Raw genomic sequence first — 24,046 nt, forward strand, 5'->3', positions numbered from 1 at the left:
GCGCACCAGATCCGCGGCCAGCGGAGCCATCGACGACCCGTCCGCGCTGATGTGATGGACGACCAGCAGGAGCACGTGCTCGGCCGCGTCCCCGACCCGGAACAGGTGCACCCGCACCGGCGGTGCGGCCGTCACGTCGAATCCGGCGCTCGCCGCGGCGACGATGCGACCGTGCAGATCCTGCTCGTCAGAGACGATCTCGGCGTCGAGGTCGACGTGGGCCGCCACCTCGTCGACGTCGAGCACCACCTGAGACGGGCCGTCCACCGAGTCGGGGAAGCGCGTCCGCAGGGACTCGTGACGGGCCAGCACGTCGGTCAGCGCCGCGCGCAGCGCGTCGACGTCGAGGTCACCCGTGAGCCGCAGGCCGAGCGGGATGTTGTAGACCGCGGACTCGGGGTCGAGCCGGTTGACGAACCACATGCGCTGCTGCGCCAGCGAGAGCGGCACGCGATCCGGGCGCGGCCGGGCCACGAGCGGCGGTCGTCCACCGCTGCCGGCCACGTCGCCGAGTCGTCGGGCCAGCCCGGCGACGGTGGGGTTCTCGAAGATCTCGCGCACACCCAGTCGGGCGCCGACGGCGGAGTTCAGGCGCGCGATCACGCGCGTCGCCCCCAGGGAGTTGCCGCCGATCTCGAAGAACGAGTCGTCGGCCCCGACGTGGTCCACGCCGAGGATCTCGGCGAAGACCTCCGCGACGGTGTGCTCGATCGCGGTGGCGGGCAGGCGCCCCTCCGCCGCGTGCTCGAAGTACTCCGGCTCGGGCAGCGCGCGGGTGTCGAGCTTGCCCACCGGCGTCAGCGGCACCTCGTCGATCACCACGATCGACGACGGGACCATGTACGACGCGAGGAAGGACGCGGCGTGCGCGGCGAGGGCGTGCGGATCGGGCGTCGCGCCGGGCGCGGCGGTGACGTACGCGACCAGCACGGTGTCACCCGACGGCGCGGTGCGCCCGACGGTGACGGCGAACGCCACGTCGTCGTGCGCGGTGAGGACGGCGTCGATCTCCCCGAGCTCGATGCGGAAACCGCGCACCTTGACCTGCGTGTCCGAGCGGCCGACGTAGGCGGCCTGCAGTCCCTCCGGACCCTGGACCCACCGCACCACGTCGCCGGTGCGGTACATCCGCGAGCCGGTCGACGACGACGGGTCGGCGACGTAGCGCGACGCCGTGAGCCCGCGTCGGGCGTGGTAGCCGCGGGTCACGCCGGGGCCGATCAGATAGAGCTCACCCGCGACACCGACCGGAACGGGTCGCAGGCGCTGGTCCAGCACGAGCGCCGAGACGCCGTCGATGGTGCGCCCGATGACGACGGGCCGGTCGGGGGTCAGCGCGGCGGTGTTGGCGATGACGGTGGTCTCGGTGGGGCCGTAGCCGTTGATCAGGTGTCGACCGGGCGCCCAGGTGGCGACGACGTCGCGCGAGACGGCCTCGCCGCCGGCGATCACCCACTGGAACTCGTCCAGACCCGTCGGGTCGAGCGAGGACAACACCGTCGGAGTGAGGAACGCGTGCGTCACCCGATGACGGATCAGGAACTCGCGCAACTCCTCTCCGCCGTAGACGTCCGACGGCGCGATCGCCATCGTCGCGCCCGCGCCGAGCATGAGCAGCAGTTCGAGAATCGAGGCGTCGAAGCTCGGCGACGCGAAGTGCAGCACGCGGGAGGCCGTGGTGACCTCGTAGCGCTCGCGTTGGAACACCGCGAGGTTCGCCAGACCCGTGTGGGTGACCACGACGCCCTTGGGCAGACCGGTGGTGCCGGAGGTGTAGATGACGTACGCGGCCGCGTCCATGCGCACGGGTCCGCGACGGTCGGTCTCGGTGAGCGGCGCGGACGACGCCGCGACGACGTCGGCCGGATCGTCCTGTCCCCCGGCCGATCCTGTGCCGAGCACGATCCACTCGACGCCGTCGACGGTCGGCAGGTCGCCGAGGCGGTCCGCCGTCGTCAGTCCGAAGCGGGAGTCGGAATCGGTGAGCATGTGCTCGATGCGGTCCGCGGGGTGGTTCGGGTCGACGGGCACGAAGACGCCGCCGGCGCGCGTGACGGCCCATTCGGCGAGCAGCGATTCGGAGGACCGCCGGATGGCCACGGCCACTCGGACTTCCGGTCCGACGCCGCGGGCGATCAGCGCGCGGGCGAGGCGGCTCGAGCGTGCGTCGAGGTCGGCGTAGCTGATCTCGACCGGGGAGCCGGTGGCGTCCGTGGTCACCACGGCGACACCGTCCGGATTGCGCCGGACGGCCTCGTCCATCAGGTCGACCAGGGTGGTGGTCGCGACGGCCGGATCCGCGGCGGCGGGCGCGCGGAACGGGTGGAGCTCCGCGGTCTCCGCGGGGTCGAGGATCTCCAGATCCCCGACCGCCGTGGCGGACTCGCCGGCCGTGTCGGTGGCTGCGTCGGCGGCTGCGTCGGCGGAGACGAAGCCGCGGAGCACGGCGAGCAGTCGACGCTGCATCGACGCGACGGTGTCGGCGTCGAGGATGTCGGTGGCGTACCCGAGGTAGCCGCCGATGCCGGCCGGGGCGCCGGACTCGTCGACGCGCTCGGAGAACTCGAACGCCAGGTCGAACTTGGCGAACTCGACGTCGACCGCGCCGGGGGTCACCGACAGGCCGGGCAGCTCGATGGTCGGCTGCGCGTCCGAGTGGTACGAGACGATGGTCTGGAACAGCGGCGAGTGCGCGGTGGTACGCGACGGCTGCAGCGCCTCGACCAACGACTCGAACGGGATCTCGCTGTGCGCGAAGGCCGCCAGGTCGGCGTCCCGCACCGCCGCGAGCACCTCCGCGACGGTCATGTCCTGCTCGATCGGGGTCCGCAGCGCCAGGGTGTTGACGAACATGCCCACGATGGACTCGAGAGCCGGCTCGCCGCGACCCGCCACCGGGGTACCGACGACGATGTCGTCTCCCCCGCCGAGCCGGGACAGCAGCACCGCGACGGCGGCGTGCATCACCATGAACCGGGACACGCCGTGGCGGCGGGCCAGCCGCGCGATCTCCGCGTGCAGATCGGGCTCGATCTCCCAGTGCAGCGCGGCGCCGACGCCGGTGCGGGTGGTCGTCCGCGGACGGTCGAGCGGCAGCTCGCCCACCTCGGGGATGCCCGCGAGCGCCGTGGTCCAGTAGTCGGTCTGCGTCGCCCACAACGACTCCGGGTCGTCCGGTGACCCGAGGAGCTCGCGCTGCCACGTCGCGTAGTCGACGTAGGCGATCTCGAGGGGGGTCGCGGTGGACGCCTCGGCCCCACCCTCCAGACGCGCGGTGTAGAACGTCACCAGATCGGTCACGAGCGGCAGCAACGAGGCGCCGTCCGAGGCGATGTGGTGCGCGACGAACACCAGCAGGTGCTCGGTCGGCGACGTCCGGACGATGCGGGCGCGCACCGGAATCTCGGTGGTGACGTCGAACGGCTGCGCCGCGAACGTCCGCACCGCGGCCTGCGCGTCGCCGGCGTCCGCATCGACCACATTCACATCGACCACGTCCACGTCGAGCACGACGTCGTCCATCGGCAGGATCCGTTGCACCGGACCGTGTCCGGTGTCGGGGAAGACCGTGCGCAGCGCTTCCTGACGCGTCACCACGTCGCGCAGCGCTCCTCGTAGCGCGTCGGTGTCCAACTCACCGGTGAGGCCCAGCGTCAGCGGGATGTTGTAGCCCACCGACTCCGGATCGAACCGGTTGATGATCCACATCCGCTGCTGTGCGAGCGAGAGCGGCAGCGGCGCGGGATCGCCGTCGGCGGTGGTGCGCGGCACCGGCACCAGCGGCGGGCGCGGCGCCGCACCGCGGGACGCCTCGGCCGCGGAGGCGAGGGTGCGCACCGTCGGGGACTCGAAGATGTCCGGCATCGTGACGGCCACGCCCAGCGCCGCATTGAGGCGCGCGACCACGCGGGTCGCCACCAGCGAATCGCCGCCGAGCTCGAAGAACGAGTCGGTCGCGCTCACCCGCGGCAGGTGCAGCACCTCGGCGAACACGCCGGCCACGATCTCCTCGGTGGGAGTCTGCGGCGCGACGAACTCACCGGAGCCGGTGTCGCCGATGCTCACCGTCGGCAGCGCCTTGCGGTCGAGCTTGCCGCTGGCGTTCAGCGGCAGCGCGTCGAGCACCGCGGCCGCGACCGGAACCATGTAGTCCGGCAACGACGATCGCACCGAGCCGAGCACCTCGGCCGGGTCGAGCTCGGCGCCGGCCGCGGGCACGAGGTGCGCGACCAACCGGTCCACCGGGCCGCCGTCGGGCGTCGTCTCCGACTGGACGACCACGACGGCCTGCGCGACGTCGTCGCGGGCCGTCAGCGCCGCCTCGATCTCGCCGAGCTCGACCCGCAGACCGCGGATCTTGACCTGAAAGTCGGAGCGCCCGACGAACAGCACGTCGCCGTTCGGCTGCACGCGCACCAGGTCGCCCGTGCGGTAGAGCCGCGTGCCGTCCGACCCCGCGACGAAGCGGGTGGCCGTCTGGCCGCGCAGGCCGCCGTAGCCGCGGCCGACCGCGATGCCGCCGATGTAGAGCTCACCGACCACACCGCGCGGAACCCGGCGCAGGCGGGCGTCGAGCACCCGGTACTCCGCGCCGTCGATCGGGGCGCCGATGGGGACGCGGGAGGCGTCGAGCGGCTCACCCGTGGTGGACATGACGAACGCCGAGGTGACATCCGACGCCTCGGTGGGCCCGTAGGAGTTGATCAGCCGCACATCGGAGTTCATGAGCGTGCGGTACACGGCCGGACGGATCGGCTCACCGCCGAGGACGACGGCGCCGAGGCGGGTCAGGACCGGATCGGTGTCGGTGTCGGAATCGACGAGGGCCTCGAAGGCACTGGGCGCCAGGTTGATCGCGTCGATACGCTCGCCCGCGGCGTCGGCCGCGGCGATGGCGCCGAGGATCACCGCGGGGTCGAATCCCTCGTCCACCAGATGCACGACGCCGCCGGAGGTCAGCGGTCCCCACACGTTCTTCTGCGTCAGGTCGAAGCGCGGCGAGGAGACCACCAGCGTCGTCGATCCCTCACCGAGACCGAGGAATTCGCGGTACCAGGCGTAGGTGTTGACGACGCCCGCCATCGGCACCAGCGTCGGCTTCGGGCGGCCGGTGGACCCGGACGTCGTGATGACGTAGGCCAGCGCGGCATCCGCGCCCGGCACGGTCCACGGGTCCGGCAGCGGGCTCGCGTCCCCGTCCTGCTCGGCCGTGGCCACGTCGATCACCGGCAGGTCGAGATCGGACGCGAACGCCGCCCCGGCTGCTCCGCCCTCGGTCACGATCGCCACGGCGTGCACGTCGGCCAGCACCGACGCGGTGCGGTCCGCGGGCGCGGCGGGATCGACGGGCAGGTACGCGGCGCCGGCCTTCCAGCAGGCCAGCATCGCCGTCACCCAGGAGATCGAGCGGGGCAGCACCAGCGCCACCACGGTGTCGAGACCGGCACCGGCGTCGATCAACGTCCGGGCGAGGCGCGTCGCGCGACGGTCCAGCTCGCCGCGGCCGACGGTGGTCTCGCCCATCCGCAGCGCGGGCGCGTCCGCGTCGGCGGCGACCGACCGCGACCAGAGCGCGAGCAGCGTGTCCGCCTCGGGGGTGCCGGTCTCCGCAGGGGCGGGCGTCTCGGCCGGGGTCACGGTGTCGGCCGGTGTCACGGCCTCGACCGGCTCGGGGATCTCGATGTCGCCGACCAGCGCGTGCGCATCGGCGATCACCCGGTCGAGCACCTGGCCGAAGGCGTCGGTGCCGTCCGCGTTCGGCGGCGCCGCCATCAGCGTGGGCAGCAGACCGGTGAGCACCACGGACGCGATCGCGTCCGGGCCCATCCCCCGCGCCGACATCGGACCCGACAGCATCTGCAGCCGCTCGTGGAACTGCGCGTACGTCACCTCCATGCCGTCGAACGACGCCGCGACGCCCGAGGGATCGACCTCGGCAGCCGCTGCGAGGAGCGCGGGGAGATCGCGCACCGTCATGCGACGAGGGGGCAGAGCAGACGGCACAGAGGGCCTTTCGGGTTGGTCGAGAGCGGGGTCGGTTCCTGCAGTGCCGGTGCCGGTGTCTGTCCCGTCGAGGTCGGTTCCGTCGAGGTCAGACCCGTCGAGGTCGATGTCCCCCGCCACCGACGTCGGGTCGACCGCAACCGCGGTGAGCACGTGCACGAACCACGACACGAACGTCTCGATCGTCGCGCGATCGAACAGGTCCGTGGCGTAGGTGAAGCGGCCGTCCAGGCGGGTACGGCCGTCGTCGGTCGCCGTGGGTTCCAGCGCGACGAGCAGGTCGAACTTGGCGCCGTCGGCGAGGTCGGTGAGCACCGAGACCGTGAGGTCGGGCAGCTCGAACTGCACGGGCGCGTTGTTCTGGAACGAGAGCATGGTCTGGAACAGCGGCGTGAACGCGGTCGATCGCGGCACGTTCAGCTCGCGGACCAGCGACTCGAACGGGATGTCGGCGTGGGCGAACGCGTCGAGGTCGGCGTCGCGCGTCCGCCGCAGCAGATCGAGGTACGTCGCCGACGGGTCGACCGTCGTCCGCAGCACGACGGTGTTGACGAACATGCCGACGAGGTCCTCGGCCGGCCCGGCCGTGCGGCCGGCCACCGGCGTGCCCACGGTGATGTCGTCGCTGCCGGTCGCCCGCGCGAGCAGCACGGCGAGCGCGGCGTGGACCGCCATGAACAGCGACCCCTGCACCCCCTTCGCGGCGGCGTCGAGCGCCTCGACGACGTCGGCGGGAATCGAGACGGGCACGAAGTCGCCGTCGGTGGTCCGGCGGGCCGGACGCGGTCGGTCGGTGGGCAGCTCGAGCACCTCGGGCGCGCCGGCGAGGGTACGACGCCAGAACTCGAGCTGGCGGCCCGCGGGCGAGTCCGGGTCGCCCGGCTCCCCGAGGACGCGGCGCTGCCAGAGTGCGACGTCGGCGTACTGCACGGGCAGCGGCGCCCAGGCGGGCTCGGCTCCGGTCGCGCGAGCGCTGTAGGCGATCATCACGTCGCGCGCGAGAGCGGCCATCGACGCGCCGTCGGCGGCGATGTGGTGGACGACCACCACGAGCACGTGATCGGACGCGCCGGCCTGGAACAGACGTGCGCGGACCGGTGGCGCCGCGGCCACGTCGAATCCGGTGGAGACGAAGTCGAGCACCGCCGCGAGCAGGCGATCCTCGGCGCCCGCCCCGTCGGCCGTGCTGCCCAGCAGCGCGACCGGCGTCAGGTCCACGGTCACCTCGGACGCGGGACGCACGTCCTGGCGGGGACCGTCCTGGTCGGTCTCCGGGTAGCGGGTGCGCAGCACCTCGTGCCGCTCGACCACGTCGATCATCGCGGCCTGCAGGGCGTCGGTGTCCAGCGTGCCGGTGAGTCGGACGGGCAGCACGATGTTGTACGCCGGCGACGACGTGTCGAACTTGTTCAGCAGCCACATCGACTGCTGCGCGGGCGAGAGCGGCACGTGCTCGGGCCGCGGGCCGGCGGTGAGCTCCGGCAGGTCGGTGACGACGGCGTCGTCGGCGGTCGCGGTGTCCACCACCGCGGCGAGGCCGGCGACGGTGGGGTTCTCGAACACGTCACGCACACCCACGCGCCGCCCGGCGCCGAGCGCGTTGACCCGGGCGACGAGCTTGGTGGCGACCAGCGAGTTGCCGCCGACGTCGAAGAAGGAGTCGTGCACCCCGACCGTCGGGAGCCCGAGCACGTCGGAGAACACCTGCGCCAGAGCGCGTTCGGTGTCGGTGGTGGGTCCGTCGTCGCCCGCGGTGGTGAAGTCGGGGGCGGGCAGGGCGCGGCGATCGAGCTTGCCCGACGGGGTCAGCGGCACGGAGTCGAGCGGCACCACGGCGCCCGGCACCATGTGCGAGGGCAGCGCGGCGGCCACGCGGGTGCGGATCGTCTCGGGGACGTCGTCGTCCGACGCCAGCGACGATCCCGCCCGCGGCAGCACGTAGGTGACCAGGGTGGTCGCGCCGGACGGCAGCGGCACGCCGAGGGTGACGGCGAACTCGACGTCGTCCTCGCTGCCCACGGCCGCGTCGATCTCGCCGAGCTCGACGCGGAATCCGCGGATCTTGACCTGGAAGTCGCTGCGGCCCAGGTACTCCACGGCGTACTCGCCGCGGTCGAGGACCCACCGCGCCACGTCGCCGGTGCGGTACATGCGGGCGCCGGGTTCGACACCCGACGGGTCGGCGACGAAGCGCTCGGCCGTGAGGCCGCGGCGCTCGTGGTAGCCCCGCGTCACCGACGGACCCGACAGGTACAGCTCGCCGGGCACGCCGGGGCCGACCGGCCGCAGACGCCCGTCGAGGATCGACGCCCGCATGCCGCGGATCGGCGCGCCGATCACGACGCGACGGTCGGCGGTCAGCTCGGTGGTGTGCGCGAGGATGGTGGTCTCGGTGGGGCCGTAGCCGTTGAACATGCGCCGACCGGGCGCCCAGCGGCGCACCAGGTCGTCGGGCACGGCCTCGCCGCCGACGACGACACGGTCGAAATGCGGTGCAGCCGAGGGATCGACCGTCGCGAGCGCGGCGGGGGTGACGAATCCGTGGGTCACCTCGTGCCGACGCAGGAACGCCTCGAGCTCCTCGCCGCCGTAGACGTCGGCGGGCACGACCACCAGGGTCGCCGCCGCGCCCGTCGCGAGCAGCAGCTCGAGCACGGACGCGTCGAAGCTCGGCGACGCGAACGCCATGACGCGCGAGTCCGGCCCGGCCTCGTACGTGGCGGTCACGTCGGCCGTGAAGTTGATCAGACCGCGGTGGATCGCCGCCACGCCCTTCGGCAGGCCGGTGGTGCCCGAGGTGTAGATCATGTAGGCCATCGAGTCGGCACTCGGCGCGCCGGTGAGCTCGCCGGTCTCGAGCGGACCGTCGCGGTGCGCCGACAGCAGCGCCCGTGCCGGGGTGTCGTCGATCCGGAACCACTCGACGTCGTCGGGCAACGGGTCGGCGAGCACCGCGTCGGCCCCGACCGACGTCAGGCCCAGGACCGCGTGCGAGTCGGTGACCATGTGGCGCACCCGATCGGCGGGGTAGCGCGGGTCGACCGGCAGGTACGCCGCCCCGGTCTTCACCACGGCCCACACCGCGACGAAGTAGGCGATGGACCGCGGAATCGCCAGAGCCACCACGGTTTCGGTGGTCGCGCCGCGCGCCAACAGTTCCCGCGCCAGCGCGGACGACCGGCGGTCGAGCTCGGCGTAGGTGATCGAGTCGTCGTCGGTGACCACGGCGTCGCCGTCGGGTCGACGCCGCACGGCGTCGGCGAACAGGTCGCCGAGCAACCGGGGTTCGAGTGTCGGGTCGCCCGACACGGCGGTGACGGCCGCGAGACGCTCGGCGGGCAGGAGCTCGATGTCGTCGACCCGGCGGCTCGGGTCCTCGCCCAGCGCCGCGAGGACGTCGAGGAAGCCCGCCATGATGTCGCGGACCTCGTCGGCGCCGACTCGGCCCGGCAGGTACTTCGCGGTCAGACGCAGGTCGGGATCGGCGACCGCGATGACGGTCAACGGGTAGTGCGTCGCGTCGCCGGAGTCGACGCCGAGCACGCGCAGGCCGTCGAAATCCGCTTCCCGCGTGAGGGCTTCGCGGTCGAGCGGGTAGGACTCGTACACCATCAGCGTGTCGAACAGCGGCCCGACGCCGACGCTCTGCTGGATATCGGTCAGCCCGACGTAGTGATGGTCGAGCAGCGAGGTCTGCTCCCGCTGCAGCCGCTCGAGGAGCGTGCCGACGTCGTCGCCGCGGCGCAGGCGGACCCGCACCGGCAGGGTGTTGATGAACAGTCCGAGCATCGACTCGATGCCCGGCACCTGCGGCGGGCGGCCGGAGACCGTGGTGCCGAACACCACGTCGTCACGACCGGTGCTGCGCGCCAACACGATTCCCCACGACGCCTGCAGCACGGTGTTGAGGGTGACGCCGCGGTCGCGGGCGAAGGCGTGCAGCCGCTCGCTCACCTCGGCGGGCACGATCACGGTGTGGTCGGCGGGAACCGCGTCGGCGGCGGCATCGGTCGCGGTCTGCGAGCCGACGGGCACCAACGCGGTGGGCTCCTCGACCCCCTCGAGCGCCGTGGACCACGCGGCCAGCGACGCGCGATCGTCCCGCGAGGCGAGCCACGACAGGTAGTCGCGGTACGGGCGCACCCGCGGCAGCGACGACGGATCACGAGAGACGTACAGCGACAACAGATCCTGCACCACGATGGGCAGGGACCAGCCGTCGAGCAGAATGTGGTGGTTGGTCATCGCGAAGACGTGGCGCTCCGGCCCCGTCCGCAGGAGCAGGAACCGCAGCAGCGGCGGCGCGGTCATGTCGAAGCGCGCGGTGCGCTCGGCGAGCACCGCGTCGCGGGCGGCCTGCTCCACGTCGGCGGCGGACCGGTCCGGATCGGCGGTGAGGTCCCGCTCGGTCCACGGCGCCACCGCGGCGTCGACCACCACCTGCAGGGCCGTGCCCTCCTCGTCCACCACGAAGCCGGCGCGCAGGTTGGGGTGCCGCGCGACCAGGCCCTCGGCCGCCGCACGCAGCCGCTCCGCGTCCAGGCGACCGCCCAGCTCGAGCACGATCTGCGTCGAGTAGACGTCGAGCCGGTCGCCGGCGAGCGCGGAGTGGAACAGCAGGCCCGCCTGCAGCGGCGCCAGCGGCCAGATGTCCTCGAGACCCGGGTACGTGGTCTCCAACGACTCGATGACGCCCTGGTCGACCCGCACCAGATCGACGTCCGAGGGGGTCAGGCCGCCCGCGTCGGGTTCCGCCGAGTGCGCTGCCAGCGCGCCCAGGGCGTCCGACCAGGTCTGCGCCAGATCGTCGATCTCCTGGCGGGAGAACAGGGTCGACGGGTACTCGAACGTCGTCCGTAGCGTCGGGCCGTGCTCGCCGTCCACCACCATCGCGGTGACGTCGAGGGCGAACCGCACCGGGACGTCGTCGCCCCGCAGGCCGTTCAGCGCCGCGTGCCGCGCGTCCGGGAACCAGCCGCCGGCGCGAATCTCCTCGGGCACGTCGGCGGTGCCCACGCGGCCGAGGTAGTTGAACCCGATCGACGGCACCGGAGCGTCGGCGTCGATCACCGGATCCGGGCCGTGGCGCAGCAGGCCGTAGCCGATGCCGCGGTCCGGCACGTCGGACAGCTGTTCCTTGACGGCCTTGATGGCCGTTCCGGCCGCGCCGCCGCCCGCCAACGCGTCCGTGAGGTCGACGTCGGTGACGTCGAGACGCACCGGGTACATGGACGTGAACCACCCGACCGTCCGCGACAGGTCGGCGCCGGGCACCAACTCCTCCTCGCGGCCGTGGCCCTCGAGGTTGACCGCGAACGAGCGAACCGCGTTGCCGCGGCGGCGTTCCCACTCACCGACCGCCAGGGCGAGCGCGGTCAGCAGGCCGTCGTTGACCCCGCCGCGGAACGTCGTCGGCACCGTGGTCAGCATCGCGTAGGTCACCGGGTACGGGGACGTCACGTCGACGCGGTCGAGCGTCGCCACGGTGTCGATCGCCGAATCGAGTGCGCGCGACGCGAACTGCTCCGGCTCGGAGCCGAGAGCCGTCCGCCAGTGCTCGAGTCGGCTGCGCACGACATCGCTGGTGGCGCGCTCGCGCAGAGCGTGCGCCCAGCGCCGGAACGACGTTCCGGTGGGCTGCAACGCCACCGGCTCCCCCGCGCTCAGCTGCGCCCAGGCGGTGGCGAGGTCCGGCAGCAGGATGCGCCACGAGACGCCGTCGACCACCAGGTGGTGCAGGACGATCAGCAGACGGTCACGGTCGTCCGACTCGAGCCACACGAGCGCGGCCGTGCGACCGGTCTCGGGATCGAGCCGCGTCAGCGCGTCGCGGGAGATCGCGGCCAGGTCGGCGTCGAACTCGGCGGTTCCGATGCGCGCGGAGAGCGGCCGGTGCTCGAGCATCGACTCCACCGCAACGGTCCCGACGGGCGGCACCGTGAGCGCCCACCCGTCCTCGCCCCGCTCGAGCCGGGCGCGCAGCGCGTCGTGATGCGCGACGACGGCGGCGACGGTCGCGACCACGCGGTCCTCGTCCGCACCGGTGCGGTCGAGGTTCGGCGGCAGGTCGACCACGATCGACTGGGCGAACGACGCCGTCAGCGCCGGGTCCTCCGTCATCCAGGCGATGATCGGGGTGAGCGGCACCGATCCCACTCCGCCACCGGGCAGTTCGGCCAGGACGGGCACCTCGGCGGCGGACCCGACGACCTCGGCCAGACGCGCGACGGTCTTCGCCTCGAACACGTCGCGCGGGGTGATCTGCAGGCCGGCGGCCTTGGCCCGCGCGACCAGCTGGATCGACATGATGCTGTCGCCGCCGAGGGCGAAGAACGAGTCGTCGACACCCACGCGCGCGACGCCGAGGACGTCCGCGACCAGGGCCGCGATCTGCTGTTCGACCGGGGTGGTCGGAGCGCGGAAGCTCGCGCCGACGTCGCGGAAAACCGGCTCGGGCAGCTGGCGGCGGTCGAGCTTGCCGCTGGAGTTGAGCGGCATCGAGTCGATGACCGTGATCGTGTCCGGCACCATGTACGCCGGCAGCATGCCCGACACGACGTCGGTGAGAGCGGCGACGTCGACGGCCCGCCCGGTCGTGGGGACCACGTACGCCACGAGGCGCTGACCGAGATCGCCGTGGTGCACCACCACGACGGCCTCGCGGACGGCGTCGTCCTGCAGCAGCGTCGCCTCGATCTCGCCGAGCTCGATGCGCTGCCCGCGCACCTTGACCTGGAAGTCGGTGCGGCCCAGGTAGTCCAGCTCGCCGTCCGGATTCCACCGCACCAGGTCGCCGGTGCGGTACATGCGCTCACCGGTCGTCGAGAAGGGGTCGGCGACGAAGCGGTCGGCCGTCAGGTCGGGTCGGTCGGCGTAGCCGCGGGCGAGCTGCCGGCCCGCGAGGTAGAGCTCGCCGGCGGCGCCGATCGGACGCGGCCGCAGCAGGTGGTCCAGGACGTACGCCCGCGAGTTGCGCACCGGGGACCCGATGGGCACGGAGATGCGCGGCACCGACGACACCGACGCGGCGGTGGCGTGCACGGTGAACTCGGTGGGGCCGTACAGGTTGTGGATGACGTCCACCGACCCGAACCGGCGCCACTTCTCCACCAGACGCGGCGCGAAGGCCTCACCGGCCACCAGCACCGCGCGCAGGGAGGCGCAGCGGCCGGGTTCGATCTGCTCGACGAAGAGCGTCAGCATCGACGGGACGAACGACGTGGCGGTGACGCCGGTGCGCTCGATGACGTCCGCCAGGTAGGCGGGGTCCCGGTGGCCGTCCGGACGGGCGATCACCAGCGCCGCGCCGCGACTCGGGGCGAACAGCTCCCACACCGACACGTCGAACGTGACGGGGGTCTTCTGCAGGACCACCTCGCGGTCGGTGGCCGAGCCGTAGGTATCGAACACCCACCCCAGCTGATTGGTGACGGACTCGTGCGCCACGGCGACGCCCTTGGGCCGACCCGTCGAGCCGGAGGTGTAGATGACGTACGCCGTGGTGGCCGGGTGCACCGTCCCGCGTCGTTCGGCGTCGGTGACCGCCTCCGCCGACACCGCGGACAGGTCCAGGCGGTCGACCTCGAGCACGTCGACGTCCACCCGGTCGGCCTCGGCCTCGTGGTCCGGCACGGTGAAGGCGTCGGACGAGGTGGTGAGCACGCACAGCGGGTCGGCCGTGCGCAGGACGTAGTCCGTTCGCGCCGGCGGGTGATCCGGGTCCAGAGGCACGTACGCGCCGCCCGCCTCGAGGACGGCGTGGATGGCGATCAGCAGATCCAGCGAGCGCCGCATCGCGACGGCCACCCGCACCTCGGGACCGACCCCGAGGTCGATCAGGTGACGAGCCAGCCGGGCCACGCTCTCGCCGAACTCGGCGAACGTCAGCTGCGCACCCTCGAAGTCGAGCGCGAGGGCGTCGGGCGTCCGCCGCACGTGCTCGCGGAACTGGTCGATCACCGTGCCCGGCTCGACGTCGTCGGCCGTGTCGTTGAAGCGCTCGAGCGTCAGACGGCGCTCGGCGTCGTCCGCGAGCGGCAGGTCCGCGACGGACCGACTCGGGTCGGAGGAGACGAACTCCTCGAAGAAGCGGAAGTAGCGGGCGTGCTGACGCGCGAGGTCGTCGGCGGAGTACAGCGCCGGGTTGGCCTCGAAGTCGATGTTGGTCGACGATCCCGCGACGCCCGCGTAGATGTTCACCGCGAGGTCCTCGACGGGGCCCGTGGTCAACACGTGCAGGCGGCCGGTGGCCTCGCCGAGCTGGATCACCGGGTGGAACAGCATGATGTTGACCGACGGGCCGAACAGCCCCCGGTCGCCGTTGCCCCGGCCGATGTCGCGGCGCATGTCCTCGTGCCGGTAACGCTGACGACGCAGCGCGCCCGTGAGCTCGAGCTGGGTGTCGCGGACGAGCTCCGCGACCGTCACCGACCGCGTGACCGACAGCCGCAGCGGCACGATGTTCGACGTCATGCCGCCGGAGTTGCGCAGCTGCGCCGTCGTGCGCGCCGAGACCGGCAGGCTCAGCACGACGTCCTCGGTGTCGGTCATCCGCGCCAGGTAGGCCGCGAAGGCGGCGATGACGAGCGGCGCCTGCGCGGTCTGCAACTCGTCGACGGCGACGTCGACGGCGTCGCTCAACGCCGGCGGCAGGGCCGCGGACGCGATGCGGGCGTGGCCCCCGACGGGCGCGGTGCGACCGGCGAGCGACACCGGCGCGGGCAGATCCGCGGTGCGCGTCTGCCAGTACTCACGGTCCTTCTCGAAGCGCGTCGACTCCCGGTACTTCGCCTCGTCCTCGAAGACGGTGCGGACGTCGAGCGCCTTGGCGGGCGGCACCTCGGACCCGGCCGCCATGGCGGTGTAGATCTCCGCGATGCGCGTGATCATCGCCATGGCGCCGTAGCCGTCGAGCGCGACGTGGTGGATGCGGGAGAACCAGAACCAGCGCCGGTCGTCCAGGCGGAGCAGCCACAGCGCGACCAGGCGGGAGTTCAGCAGATCGACGGGCGCGCTGTACTCGCGGCGCATCCACTCCATCGCGGTGCCGGCGGGATCGGCCTCGCCGCGGAAGTCCTGCAGGCGGATGGTGTCGTCGATGGAGCGGTCGACCATCTGGAACGGCATGCCGTCGACGTCGAGCAGGCGCAGGTAGCCGGATCCGAACTCCTTGCCGGCCATGACGGAGGCTTCGGTGAGCATGTCGAGATCGAGGTCACCGTCGACCTCGATGTACTGAGCGATGGTGACCGGGATGTCGCCCAGCGCCTGCTGCGCGAACCACATGCCACGCTGCGCCGCGGACAGCGGGAAGGCGCCGTCCGGGACACGGTCGGGGCCGGCTGCGTTCCCAGCGCTCAAGTCTTGCACCATCCTCAAAGATCGTCGACGATCGCCGGTCCGGCGCACCGTGTCTCTCGGTACCCGGATTCCGACCCGGTCATGCGCGCGCCGAAGTGCGCACACGACCCGAACTGCAACATGGTCACATCGTTCCGTGGTCGAGTGCCGTTACCGCGGCCGTCTCGTGCGCGCCGCGTGGGCCGGGCCTCCTCCTCGTGCTCGTCGTCGTTCGACAACTGCCGGTCCGCATCGGCAGGACCGCCGACCGAGCCTACTCGAGCGCTCTCGACCACGGCCAATCGTGACATCACACGACGACACCGTGTCCGAGGGCACTCGACGCCCGTGAGACCACACGAACGCACTCCAGACCCTACCGCTCGGTAAGGCCGCCGTCGTTCCATCGGGAGACCTCACGATCGTCATTCGTTCGCCCTACGCGGACAGATGGGTGACCCGCCCCCCGGAGATCGTCGCGAGCACCGGAACCGACCGCAGATCCGCGTTCGAGAGCAGGTGGGGCCACTGCGCCAGCACGGTCAGATCGGCGGCCGATCCCACCGTCACCGCGTCGCGTCCACCGCACGCCGACCGCAGCGCCGCCGACAGCGGCAGCGCCTCGTCGGGCTCCCACGGCGGGCGGTCGTCGTCGGTCCGGTGCACGGCGTCGGCCACCGCGGCGCGCGGGTCGGGCGGCGAGACCGGGGCGTCGGACCCGAACTGCAGCGTCACTCCCTGCCGCTGCAACGAGCGGTAGGGATAGGCCCGCGACGCGCGGCCCGCCCACAGGACGTCGACGACGTCGCGATCGCTCATCGCGTGTTGCGGCTGGACCGACGCGACGACGCCGAGCTCGGCGAACCGGGCGAGGTCCGCCGGACGGACCTGCTGGGCGTGCTCGATCCGGGCGCCGACGGTGGGCAGCTCGCCGGTGCGCATGCGGGCCCGCACCGCCGCGACGGCGTCGAGCACCACGGTGTTGGCGCGATCGCCGATCGCGTGGACCGCGGACGCGATCGAACCCGAGGCGGCCACGGTCATCAGCCGGACCAGCTCCGGCTCGTCGACCAGGAGCAGGCCGTGGGACTCGCCGCCGGCGCCGTCGTCGGGATACGGGTCGTGGCAGCACGCGGTCCGCGTGTTCAGCGATCCGTCGGCCATGATCTTCAGCGGGCCCATGCGGACCGTGCCGGCCGTGTCCGGCACCGGTTCACCGGTGCGCCGACCCGCCGCGACGCAGTGCTCGAGCCACGTCGACCACGTCGACGCGGTCACCCGCACCGCGGGCAGTCGGCGCGCGGCCCGACGCGCCCACGACGACCAGTTGTCGTCGTACTCGAAATCGAGGATCTCGGTGATGCCGCGCCGCGCCAACTCGTCGGCGCCGTCGAGCACCTGCCGGTCCACCTCGGCGTCGTCGACCCGCGCGTCGAGGACGGCGAGCATGGCGATGGCGTCGTGATCGCGCAGGTAGCCGGTGGGATGGACCACGCCCAGCGCGTCCATCAGCGACGGCGACAGCCACACCGAGTGCAGGTCCATGCTCGTGACGGCGACGTGCACACCCGGCAGCGCCGCCTCGAGCATGTCCTTGTGCGGGGGCGTCGACCACAGCGCGGCGCGATACCCGTGGGCCCGCACGGCGGACCGCTCCCCCGACGCCACCAGGAGGTCGACGACGTCAACCGCGCTGGTCGCGTCGCCGACGTCGATCCGGCTGCGGGCCATCGACCACTGCGCCATGTGCACGTGCGCGTCGACGAAGCCCGGCAGCAGCACCCCGCCGGCGCCGTCGACGACGTCCTCGCCCGCGGCGCTCAGCCGCTCGCCGGGAGCGGAGATCTCGGTGACGCGGTCGCCGTCGACGCGGACGTCGGACAACCCCTCCCGCGCGGGATCGACCCGCACCCGTTGCAGCAGCACGGGTGGAGACTGTAGGCGCGGGCGCCGGCGTCGACGCTGTAGGCCCCGATGCTCAGGTCAGCTCGCGGGACGAGTCCTTCAGGTCGACGCCGGATCGGCCCAGCTGCCGTGCCCCCGCGACCAGCGACGCCGCCACGCGCGCCGCGTGGTCGTAGGTCATGCCGCCCGGTGGGTGGATGTTGGAGATGCAGTTGCGCTCGGCGTCGCTGCGGCCCGGCCGCGGCCCGTGGGTGAGGTAGATCCCGAGGCTGTCGGCCACCGACAGACCGGGCCGCTCGCCGATGACCACGAGGACGGTGCCGACGCCGAGCGCCTCGCCCACGTGGTCACCGAGCGCCACCCGCGCCTGCGTGGCGACGACGGGCGGCGCGATCGTGAACGTTCCCAGGGCGTCGGCGAGGGCGCGCGTGAGCCCGACGCCGTGCTCGGCGAGGGCCCGCGGGGACAGGCCGTCGAACAGGACGATCCCGAGCTCGGCGTCGGTGCGCGGCACGGCCGACAGATCGGCCGGCAGCCGCCCGAGGTCGGGGCGGCGCAGGTACTCGCTGCGGGACTCGGCGCGGCTCGACACGACGACGGGGTCCCCGAGGCCGAGCTCGGCCAGGTCGGCGACGACGGCGTCGACGTCGAGGGGCATGTGGACGGCGTCGCGGGCCGCCGCGTGGGCCGCCTGGAACTCGAGCACCCGCGACGTCGGTAGCGCGTCGCCCGCCCGGCCGAGCCCGATCCGCGCCTGCGTCGTGAGCCGCAGGTCGGACCAGAAGTCGGGGGCGGTCACGCCGGAGCCGCCAATGCACGCAGCGGCGAGGTGGAGGCGTCGACGGGGAGGACCCGGCCGGCGTCGTCGGTCATACCGAGTCGGTGCATCCACGCCTCGAACTCGGGCGCGGGTTTGAGTCCCAGCACCTGCCGGACGTAGAGCGCGTCGTGGAAGGACAGGCTCTGGTAGCCGAGCATGACGTCGTCGGCGCCCGGCACCGCGATGACGAACGCCGCCCCGGCCGCACCGAGGAGCGTCAGCAGCGTGTCCATGTCGTCCTGGTCGGCCTCGGCATGGTTGGTGTAGCAGACGTCGACGCCCATCGGCAGGCCGAGCAGCTTGCCGCAGAAGTGGTCCTCGAGGCCGGCGCGGACGATCTGCTTGCCGTCGTAGAGGTACTCGGGGCCGATGAAGCCGACCACCGTGTTGACCAGAAGCGGGTCCAGCGCGCGGGCCAGGCCGTAGGCGCGGGTCTCGAGCGTCTGCTGATCCACCGGTTTCCCGCCGGCGCCGAGGTGCGCGCCGGCCGACAGCGCCGACCCCTGGCCCGTCTCGAGGTACATCACGTTGTCGCCGACGGTGCCGCGGTGCAACGACTTTCCCGCCTCGTTCGCCTCGAGCAGCATGGGCACGGTGACGCCGAAACTGCGGTTGGCGCCCTCGGTTCCCGCGATGGACTGGAACACCAGATCCACCGTCACGCCCTTCTCGATCAGGCCGACCGTCGTCGTCACGTGGGAGAGGACGCAGGACTGCACGGGAATCTCGAACCGCTGCCGGATCTCGTCGAGCAGGTACAGCAGATCGGCTGTGGCGGAGGGGGAATCGGTGGCGGGGTTGACGCCGATCACCGCGTCGCCGGACCCCATGAGCAGGCCGTCGAGCGTGGCCGCGGCGATGCCGTGCGGGTCGTCGGTCGGGTGGTTCGGCTGCAGGCGCGTCGCCATCGTGCCGGGCAGACCGATGGTCGTGCGGAACGCCGACGTCACCACCGCGGCCTTGGCCACCGCGATCAGGTCCTGGTTCCGCATGATCTTGCTCGTCGCCGCGACCATCTCCGGCGTGAGACCGGGAGCGAGGGCGCGCAGGGTTTCCGCGCTGCCGGATTCCGCTGCGACGGTGAGCAGATGGTCGCGCAGGCCGCCGACGGTCAGGTGCGAGACGGCGCCGAACGCGTCGGCATCGTGCGCGTCGCAGATGAGCCGGGTGACCTCGTCGTCCTCGTACGGCACCACCTGCTCGTCGAGGAAGGTCTGCAGGGGCAGGTCGGCGAGAGCCCATGCGGCGGCGGCACGTTCGGCGTCGGATTCGGCCGCACAGCCGGCCAGACGATCCCCGGATCGCGGCGGTGTCGCCTTCGCCATCACCTCGACCAGCCCGTCGAAGGTGAAGGTGCTGCCGGCCAGGGACTGTCGGTACACGGTCATTCCAGGTCACGCTCCGCATCGGCCAGGGCGGCGAACTCCTCGTCCGGCGACGAGGCCACCAGACGGTTGCGGCTGTACAGACCGAAGTACGCCATGAAGGCGGCGAACACGACCAGGCACCACAGCGCCGCCTGACTGTCCACCAGGAAGGTGGCCACCACGGCGAGGGCCGCGACGACCAGCGCGAAGCCGGTGGTCACCGTGCCGCCGGGAGTCCGGTAGGGGCGCGGCATGTCGGGCTCGCGACGGCGGAGCACGATGTGGCTCACCATCATCAGAACGTAGCTGAGCGCGGCGCCGAAGACGGCCATGTTCAGCAACATCGAACCCTTGCCGGTGAAGGTCAGGGCGAAGCCGATGACACCCGGCACGATCAGCGCCAGCGTCGGCGCCTTGCGGGAGTTCACCACCGACATCGACTTCGGGAGGTAGCCCGCACGGCTCAGGGCGAACAGTTGCCGGGAGTAGGCGTACATGATGGAGAAGAAGCTCGCGACCAGGCCGGCGAGGCCGATGTAGTTCACCGCCGTCGCGGCTCCGCTGTCGCCCAGCGCCTCCACCAGCGGGTTGCCCGAGGACTGCATCGCGTCCGCGCCGCCGGCCCCCGTCACCAGGATCAGCATGGCGGCGGCCGTCACCAGCAGCACGGCCATGGCCGCGATGATGCCGCGCGGAACGTTGCGCGCCGGGTCCTTGGCCTCCTCGGCCGCCAGCGGAACGCCCTCGATGGCGAGGAAGAACCAGATCGCGAACGGCACCGCCGCCCAGATGCCCAGGTAGCCCATGGGCAGGAAGCTCGACGCGCCCGCGGCGTCGGTCGGCTCGATGTCGGTGAGGTTGGCGGCGTCGAACATCGGCACCGCGGCGATCACGAAGATCAGCAGGCCCACCAGTGCGATGCCCGTGATGACGAACATGACCTTGAGCGCCTCGCCCACCCCGGCCAGGTGCACGCCGATGAAGATCGCGTACACGGCCAGGTACACCCACCACCCGTCGGTGATGCCGAACAGCCCGAGCGACTCGACGTACGCCCCGATGAAGGTCGCGATGGCCGCCGGCGCGATCGCGTACTCGATGAGAATGGCCGTCCCCGTGGCGAATCCGCCCCACGGGCCGAGTGCGCGCCGCGCGAAGGTGTAGCCGCCGCCCGCCGCGGGCAGAGCCGACGACATCTCCGCCATCCCCAGCACCATCGCCAGGTACATGCCGGCGATGAGCACCGCCGCGATCGCGAGGCCGCCGAAGCCGCCCTGCTCGAGCCCGAAGTTCCAGCCCGAGTAGTCACCCGACACCACGTAACTCACGCCGAGCCCGGCGAGCAGCACCCACCCCGCCGTGCCCGACCTCAGCGTGCGTTTGGCGAGGTAGTCGTCGGTGGGCTGGGTGTCGGGTCGGGGTTCCTTGACGGCCATGGTGAGCCTTTCTCGCGGGGGGTGGTGGAACCGTAGGTGGGGTGTGTTGCGGGGGTGTTGCCGCGTGTTTCCCTGCGGTCGCGGTTTCGGTGCAGTACTCCACCGTGGAGGTGGACGACTGCACCGAGAACGGTGCGGTTCGGAACTGCGCGGGCCGGTGCCGCGTCGATCAGGTCATGATCGAGAAGGTGCTCGCCCGGCAGGACGGCGTGATCACGGCTGCACAGGCACGCGAGGCCGGACTGACGCACCGGGTGATCGAGAGGCGGGTGAACTCCGGAGCCTGGCGCCGTGTTGCTCGGGGGCTTTACGTCGCCGTGGATCGACCGTTCACCGATGAAGCCCGAGCGCGGTGCGCCGTGTGGTCCACCGGGTCCGGGGTGTTGAGCGGCGCCGGCGCCGCGTTCTGGCTGGGACTGACCACCTACCTCGTTCCCGTGATCGAGGTGACGGTGCCTCGCACGGCGTCGGGGCGGAGCGCCTCGGGGGTGCGCAGACGACGACGCACGCTCGACCCGGCCGACGTCGTCGAACTGCGAGGCGTTCGCGTGACACGGTTGGAGCTGACGGTGCTCGAGGCGTCGACCGTTCTGGGCCAACAACTCGTCGACCGCCAGTTGCAGCGCCGCGCCACTCTCCCCGCCCTTCGACGGGCGCAGGACCGCAATGCTCGCCGCCACGGCCATCGGGTGGCCGAGCGATATCTGCGCGCGGCGGAAGGCGGTGCCCGGTCGGAGGCCGAGCGGCTGGCGGTCCGCCTGCTCACCGCCGGCGGGCTGACCGGGTGGGAAGTCAACCACCCGTTCGGAGGCTATGTCATCGACATCGCATTCCCGGCGCTGCGACTCGCGATCGAGATCGACGGGTGGGCGTTCCATTCGGACAGCACCGTCTTCCATCGAGACCGGCGGCGCCAGAACGTTCTCGTCCGGCACTGGACGGTGCTGCGCTATATCTGGCACGACCTGACCCATCGACCCGACGAGGTCCTCGCCGAGATCCGGCGCTTCGTGACTCGGGTGCAGTAGTCCACGGTGACGGTGGACTACTGCACCGAACCGTCAGCCCTGCAGCGTCATACCCGGCACCGGGCAGGCGTCGACGGCCTCGGCGACGACGACGGACTCGTCGGGCACCTCGGGCCGCTCGCCCTCCTCCCACTGCGCCCCGGTGAGTGGGGGCTGGGAGGCCAGTGTCGACAGCTCGTCCTCGGTGAAGGCCCGGCCGCGACTGAGGAACCGCAGCCCCTCCGGCGTCTCGAGGGAGAAGCCGCTCCCCCGCCCGGGCACGACGTCGAGCACCATCTGCGTGTGCTTCCAGGCCTCGAACTGCGACCCGGAGATCCACACCGGCACGGCGTCGGCGTCCGCCGGAAGGTCGGGCGGCACCGTGTCCACGTCGGCGCGCAGATCGAGCAGGCCGAGCAGCACGTCCCGATCCCCGACGATGAATTCGCCTGCGGGGTAACACATCGGGGACGAGCCGTCGCAACACCCGCCGCTTTGATGCATCATCAGCGCGCCGTGGAGACCGCCGAGGCGACGGAGCAACTCCATCGCCCCGGCGGTGGCCTTCAAGCGGGGCAGCATCAGAAGAAGCCCTGGGCCTTCGGGGCGTAGCTCACCAGCAGGTTCTTGGTTTGCTGGTAGTGGTCGAGCATCATGCGGTGGTTCTCACGGCCGATGCCGGACTGCTTGTAGCCGCCGAACGCCGCGTGGGCCGGGTACTGGTGGTAAGTGTTGGTCCACACGCGGCCGGCCTGGATGTCGCGGCCCGCGCGGTAAGCGACGCTGCCGTCACGCGACCAGACGCCGGCACCGAGGCCGTAGAGGGTGTCGTTGGCGATCTCGATGGCGTTGGCGTAGTCGGAGAACGACGTCACCGACACGACGGGTCCGAAGATCTCCTCCTGGAAGATGCGCATGTTGTTCTTGCCGGTGAAGATCGTCGGCTGCACGTAGTAACCGCCGTTGAGGTCGCCGCCGAGCTCGGCCCGCTCGCCACCGGTGACGATCTGCGCGCCTTCGCCCTTGCCGATCTCGATGTACGACAGGATCTTCTCGAGCTGGTCGTTCGACGCCTGCGCACCGATCATCGTCTCGGTGTCCAGCGGGTCGCCCTGGCGGACGGCCTTGGTGCGGATCGCGGCGAGCGCGAGGAAGTCGTCGTAGATGTCCTGCTGGATGAGCGACCGCGACGGGCAGGTGCAGACCTCGCCCTGGTTGAGGGCGAACATCGTGAAGCCCTCGAGGGCCTTGTCCTGGTAGTCGTCGTTCTGGCTGAGCACATCGGAGAAGAAGATGTTGGGGCTCTTGCCGCCGAGCTCGAGCGTCACCGGGATCAGGTTCTGCGACGCGTACTGCATGATCAGGCGTCCCGTGGTGGTCTCGCCGGTGAACGCGATCTTCTTGATGCGGGGGCTCGAGGCGAGCGGCTTGCCGGCCTCGGTGCCGAACCCGTTGACGATGTTGACGACGCCGGCCGGCAGCAGGTCACCGATGATCGAGATCAGGTGCATGATCGACGCCGGGGTCTGCTCGGCGGGCTTGAGCACCACGGCGTTGCCGGCGGCGAGGGCGGGCGCGAGCTTCCACACGGCCATGAGAATCGGGAAGTTCCAGGGGATGATCTGGCCGACGACGCCCAGGGGCTCGTGGAAGTGGTAGGCCACGGTCTCGCTGTCGATCTCCGACAGGGACCCCTCCTGCGCGCGGATGCAGCCGGCGAAGTAGCGGAAGTGGTCGATGGCCAGGGGGATGTCGGCGTTGAGGGTCTCGCGGATCGGCTTGCCGTTGTCCCAGGACTCGGCGAGGGCGATCGACTCGAGGTTCTCGGCGATGCGGTCGGCGATCTTGTTGAGGATGACGGCGCGCTCGGCGGCGGAGGTCTTGCCCCAGGCGGGGGCGGCCTTGTGGGCGGCGTCGAGGGCGAGCTCGATGTCCTCGGAGGTCGAGCGGGCCACCTCGCAGAAGTTCTGGCCGGTGACCGGGGTGGGGTTCTCGAAGTACTGGCCCTTCACGGGAGCGACCCACTCGTTGCCGATCCAGTTGTCGTACCGGCTCTGGAAGGACATCGCGCTGTCGGGCGAACCCGGGCGGGTGTAGACGGTCATCGAAGAGCTCCTTCGTCGCTCGTGATCCGCCCCCGTGTTTCCCGGGGGCTGTGACCGGGAACAC

8 protein-coding genes (1 of these 8 cut by a window edge) are annotated in these 24,046 nt (G+C 71.9%); 1 reads left to right on the plus strand and 7 read right to left on the minus strand.

From position 1 onward, the window contains the following. The 5 genes from HQ603_RS15720 to eat form a co-directional block, all read right to left on the minus strand. Window positions 1-15,363: the 5' portion of a non-ribosomal peptide synthase/polyketide synthase gene (locus tag HQ603_RS15720; protein WP_261773932.1), read on the minus strand. Its footprint begins 18,858 nt before the window's first position; only the first 15,363 of its 34,221 coding nucleotides appear in the window; it begins with the start codon at window positions 15,361-15,363; its stop codon lies off the left edge, out of view. A gap of 417 nt (window positions 15,364-15,780) precedes the next feature. Further along, on the minus strand, window positions 15,781-17,268 hold the full coding sequence (locus tag HQ603_RS15725; RefSeq protein WP_222685689.1) for an amidohydrolase: 1,488 nt from the start codon (window positions 17,266-17,268) through the stop codon (window positions 15,781-15,783). 52 nt (window positions 17,269-17,320) lie between these two features. Beyond that, window positions 17,321-18,046: an ethanolamine ammonia-lyase subunit EutC gene (gene eutC, locus HQ603_RS15730; protein ID WP_222685691.1), complete on the minus strand. Its 726-nt coding sequence runs from the start codon at window positions 18,044-18,046 to the stop codon at window positions 17,321-17,323. Further along, entirely contained in the window at window positions 18,043-19,455 is a 1,413-nt protein-coding gene (locus tag HQ603_RS15735; RefSeq protein WP_222685693.1) for an ethanolamine ammonia-lyase subunit EutB, read from the minus strand. Before HQ603_RS15735 ends, eutC begins: the two co-directional genes overlap by 4 nt. Next, window positions 19,452-20,870: an ethanolamine permease gene (eat, locus tag HQ603_RS15740; protein ID WP_222685695.1), complete on the minus strand. Its 1,419-nt coding sequence runs from the start codon at window positions 20,868-20,870 to the stop codon at window positions 19,452-19,454. Before eat ends, HQ603_RS15735 begins: the two co-directional genes overlap by 4 nt. A gap of 89 nt (window positions 20,871-20,959) precedes the next feature. On the opposite strand from eat, the gene HQ603_RS15745 reads away from it, so the two are divergent. After that, window positions 20,960-21,898, plus strand: a complete 939-nt coding sequence (locus HQ603_RS15745; RefSeq protein WP_308126566.1) for a type IV toxin-antitoxin system AbiEi family antitoxin domain-containing protein — start codon at window positions 20,960-20,962, stop codon at window positions 21,896-21,898. Between the two features lie 33 nt (window positions 21,899-21,931). Here HQ603_RS15745 and HQ603_RS15750 read toward each other — a convergent pair whose 3' ends face one another. Then, window positions 21,932-22,459, minus strand: coding sequence for a DUF779 domain-containing protein (locus HQ603_RS15750; protein WP_261773933.1), 528 nt, complete (start codon window positions 22,457-22,459; stop codon window positions 21,932-21,934). Beyond that, complete coding sequence (gene exaC / locus HQ603_RS15755) at window positions 22,459-23,982, minus strand: acetaldehyde dehydrogenase ExaC (RefSeq protein WP_222685697.1); 1,524 nt, start codon at window positions 23,980-23,982, stop codon at window positions 22,459-22,461. Before exaC ends, HQ603_RS15750 begins: the two co-directional genes overlap by 1 nt. Window positions 23,983-24,046: the final 64 nt, after the last annotated feature.

It is taken from the genome of Rhodococcoides corynebacterioides, from assembly GCF_019834675.1.
Lineage (GTDB): Bacteria > Actinomycetota > Actinomycetes > Mycobacteriales > Mycobacteriaceae > Rhodococcoides > Rhodococcoides corynebacterioides_A.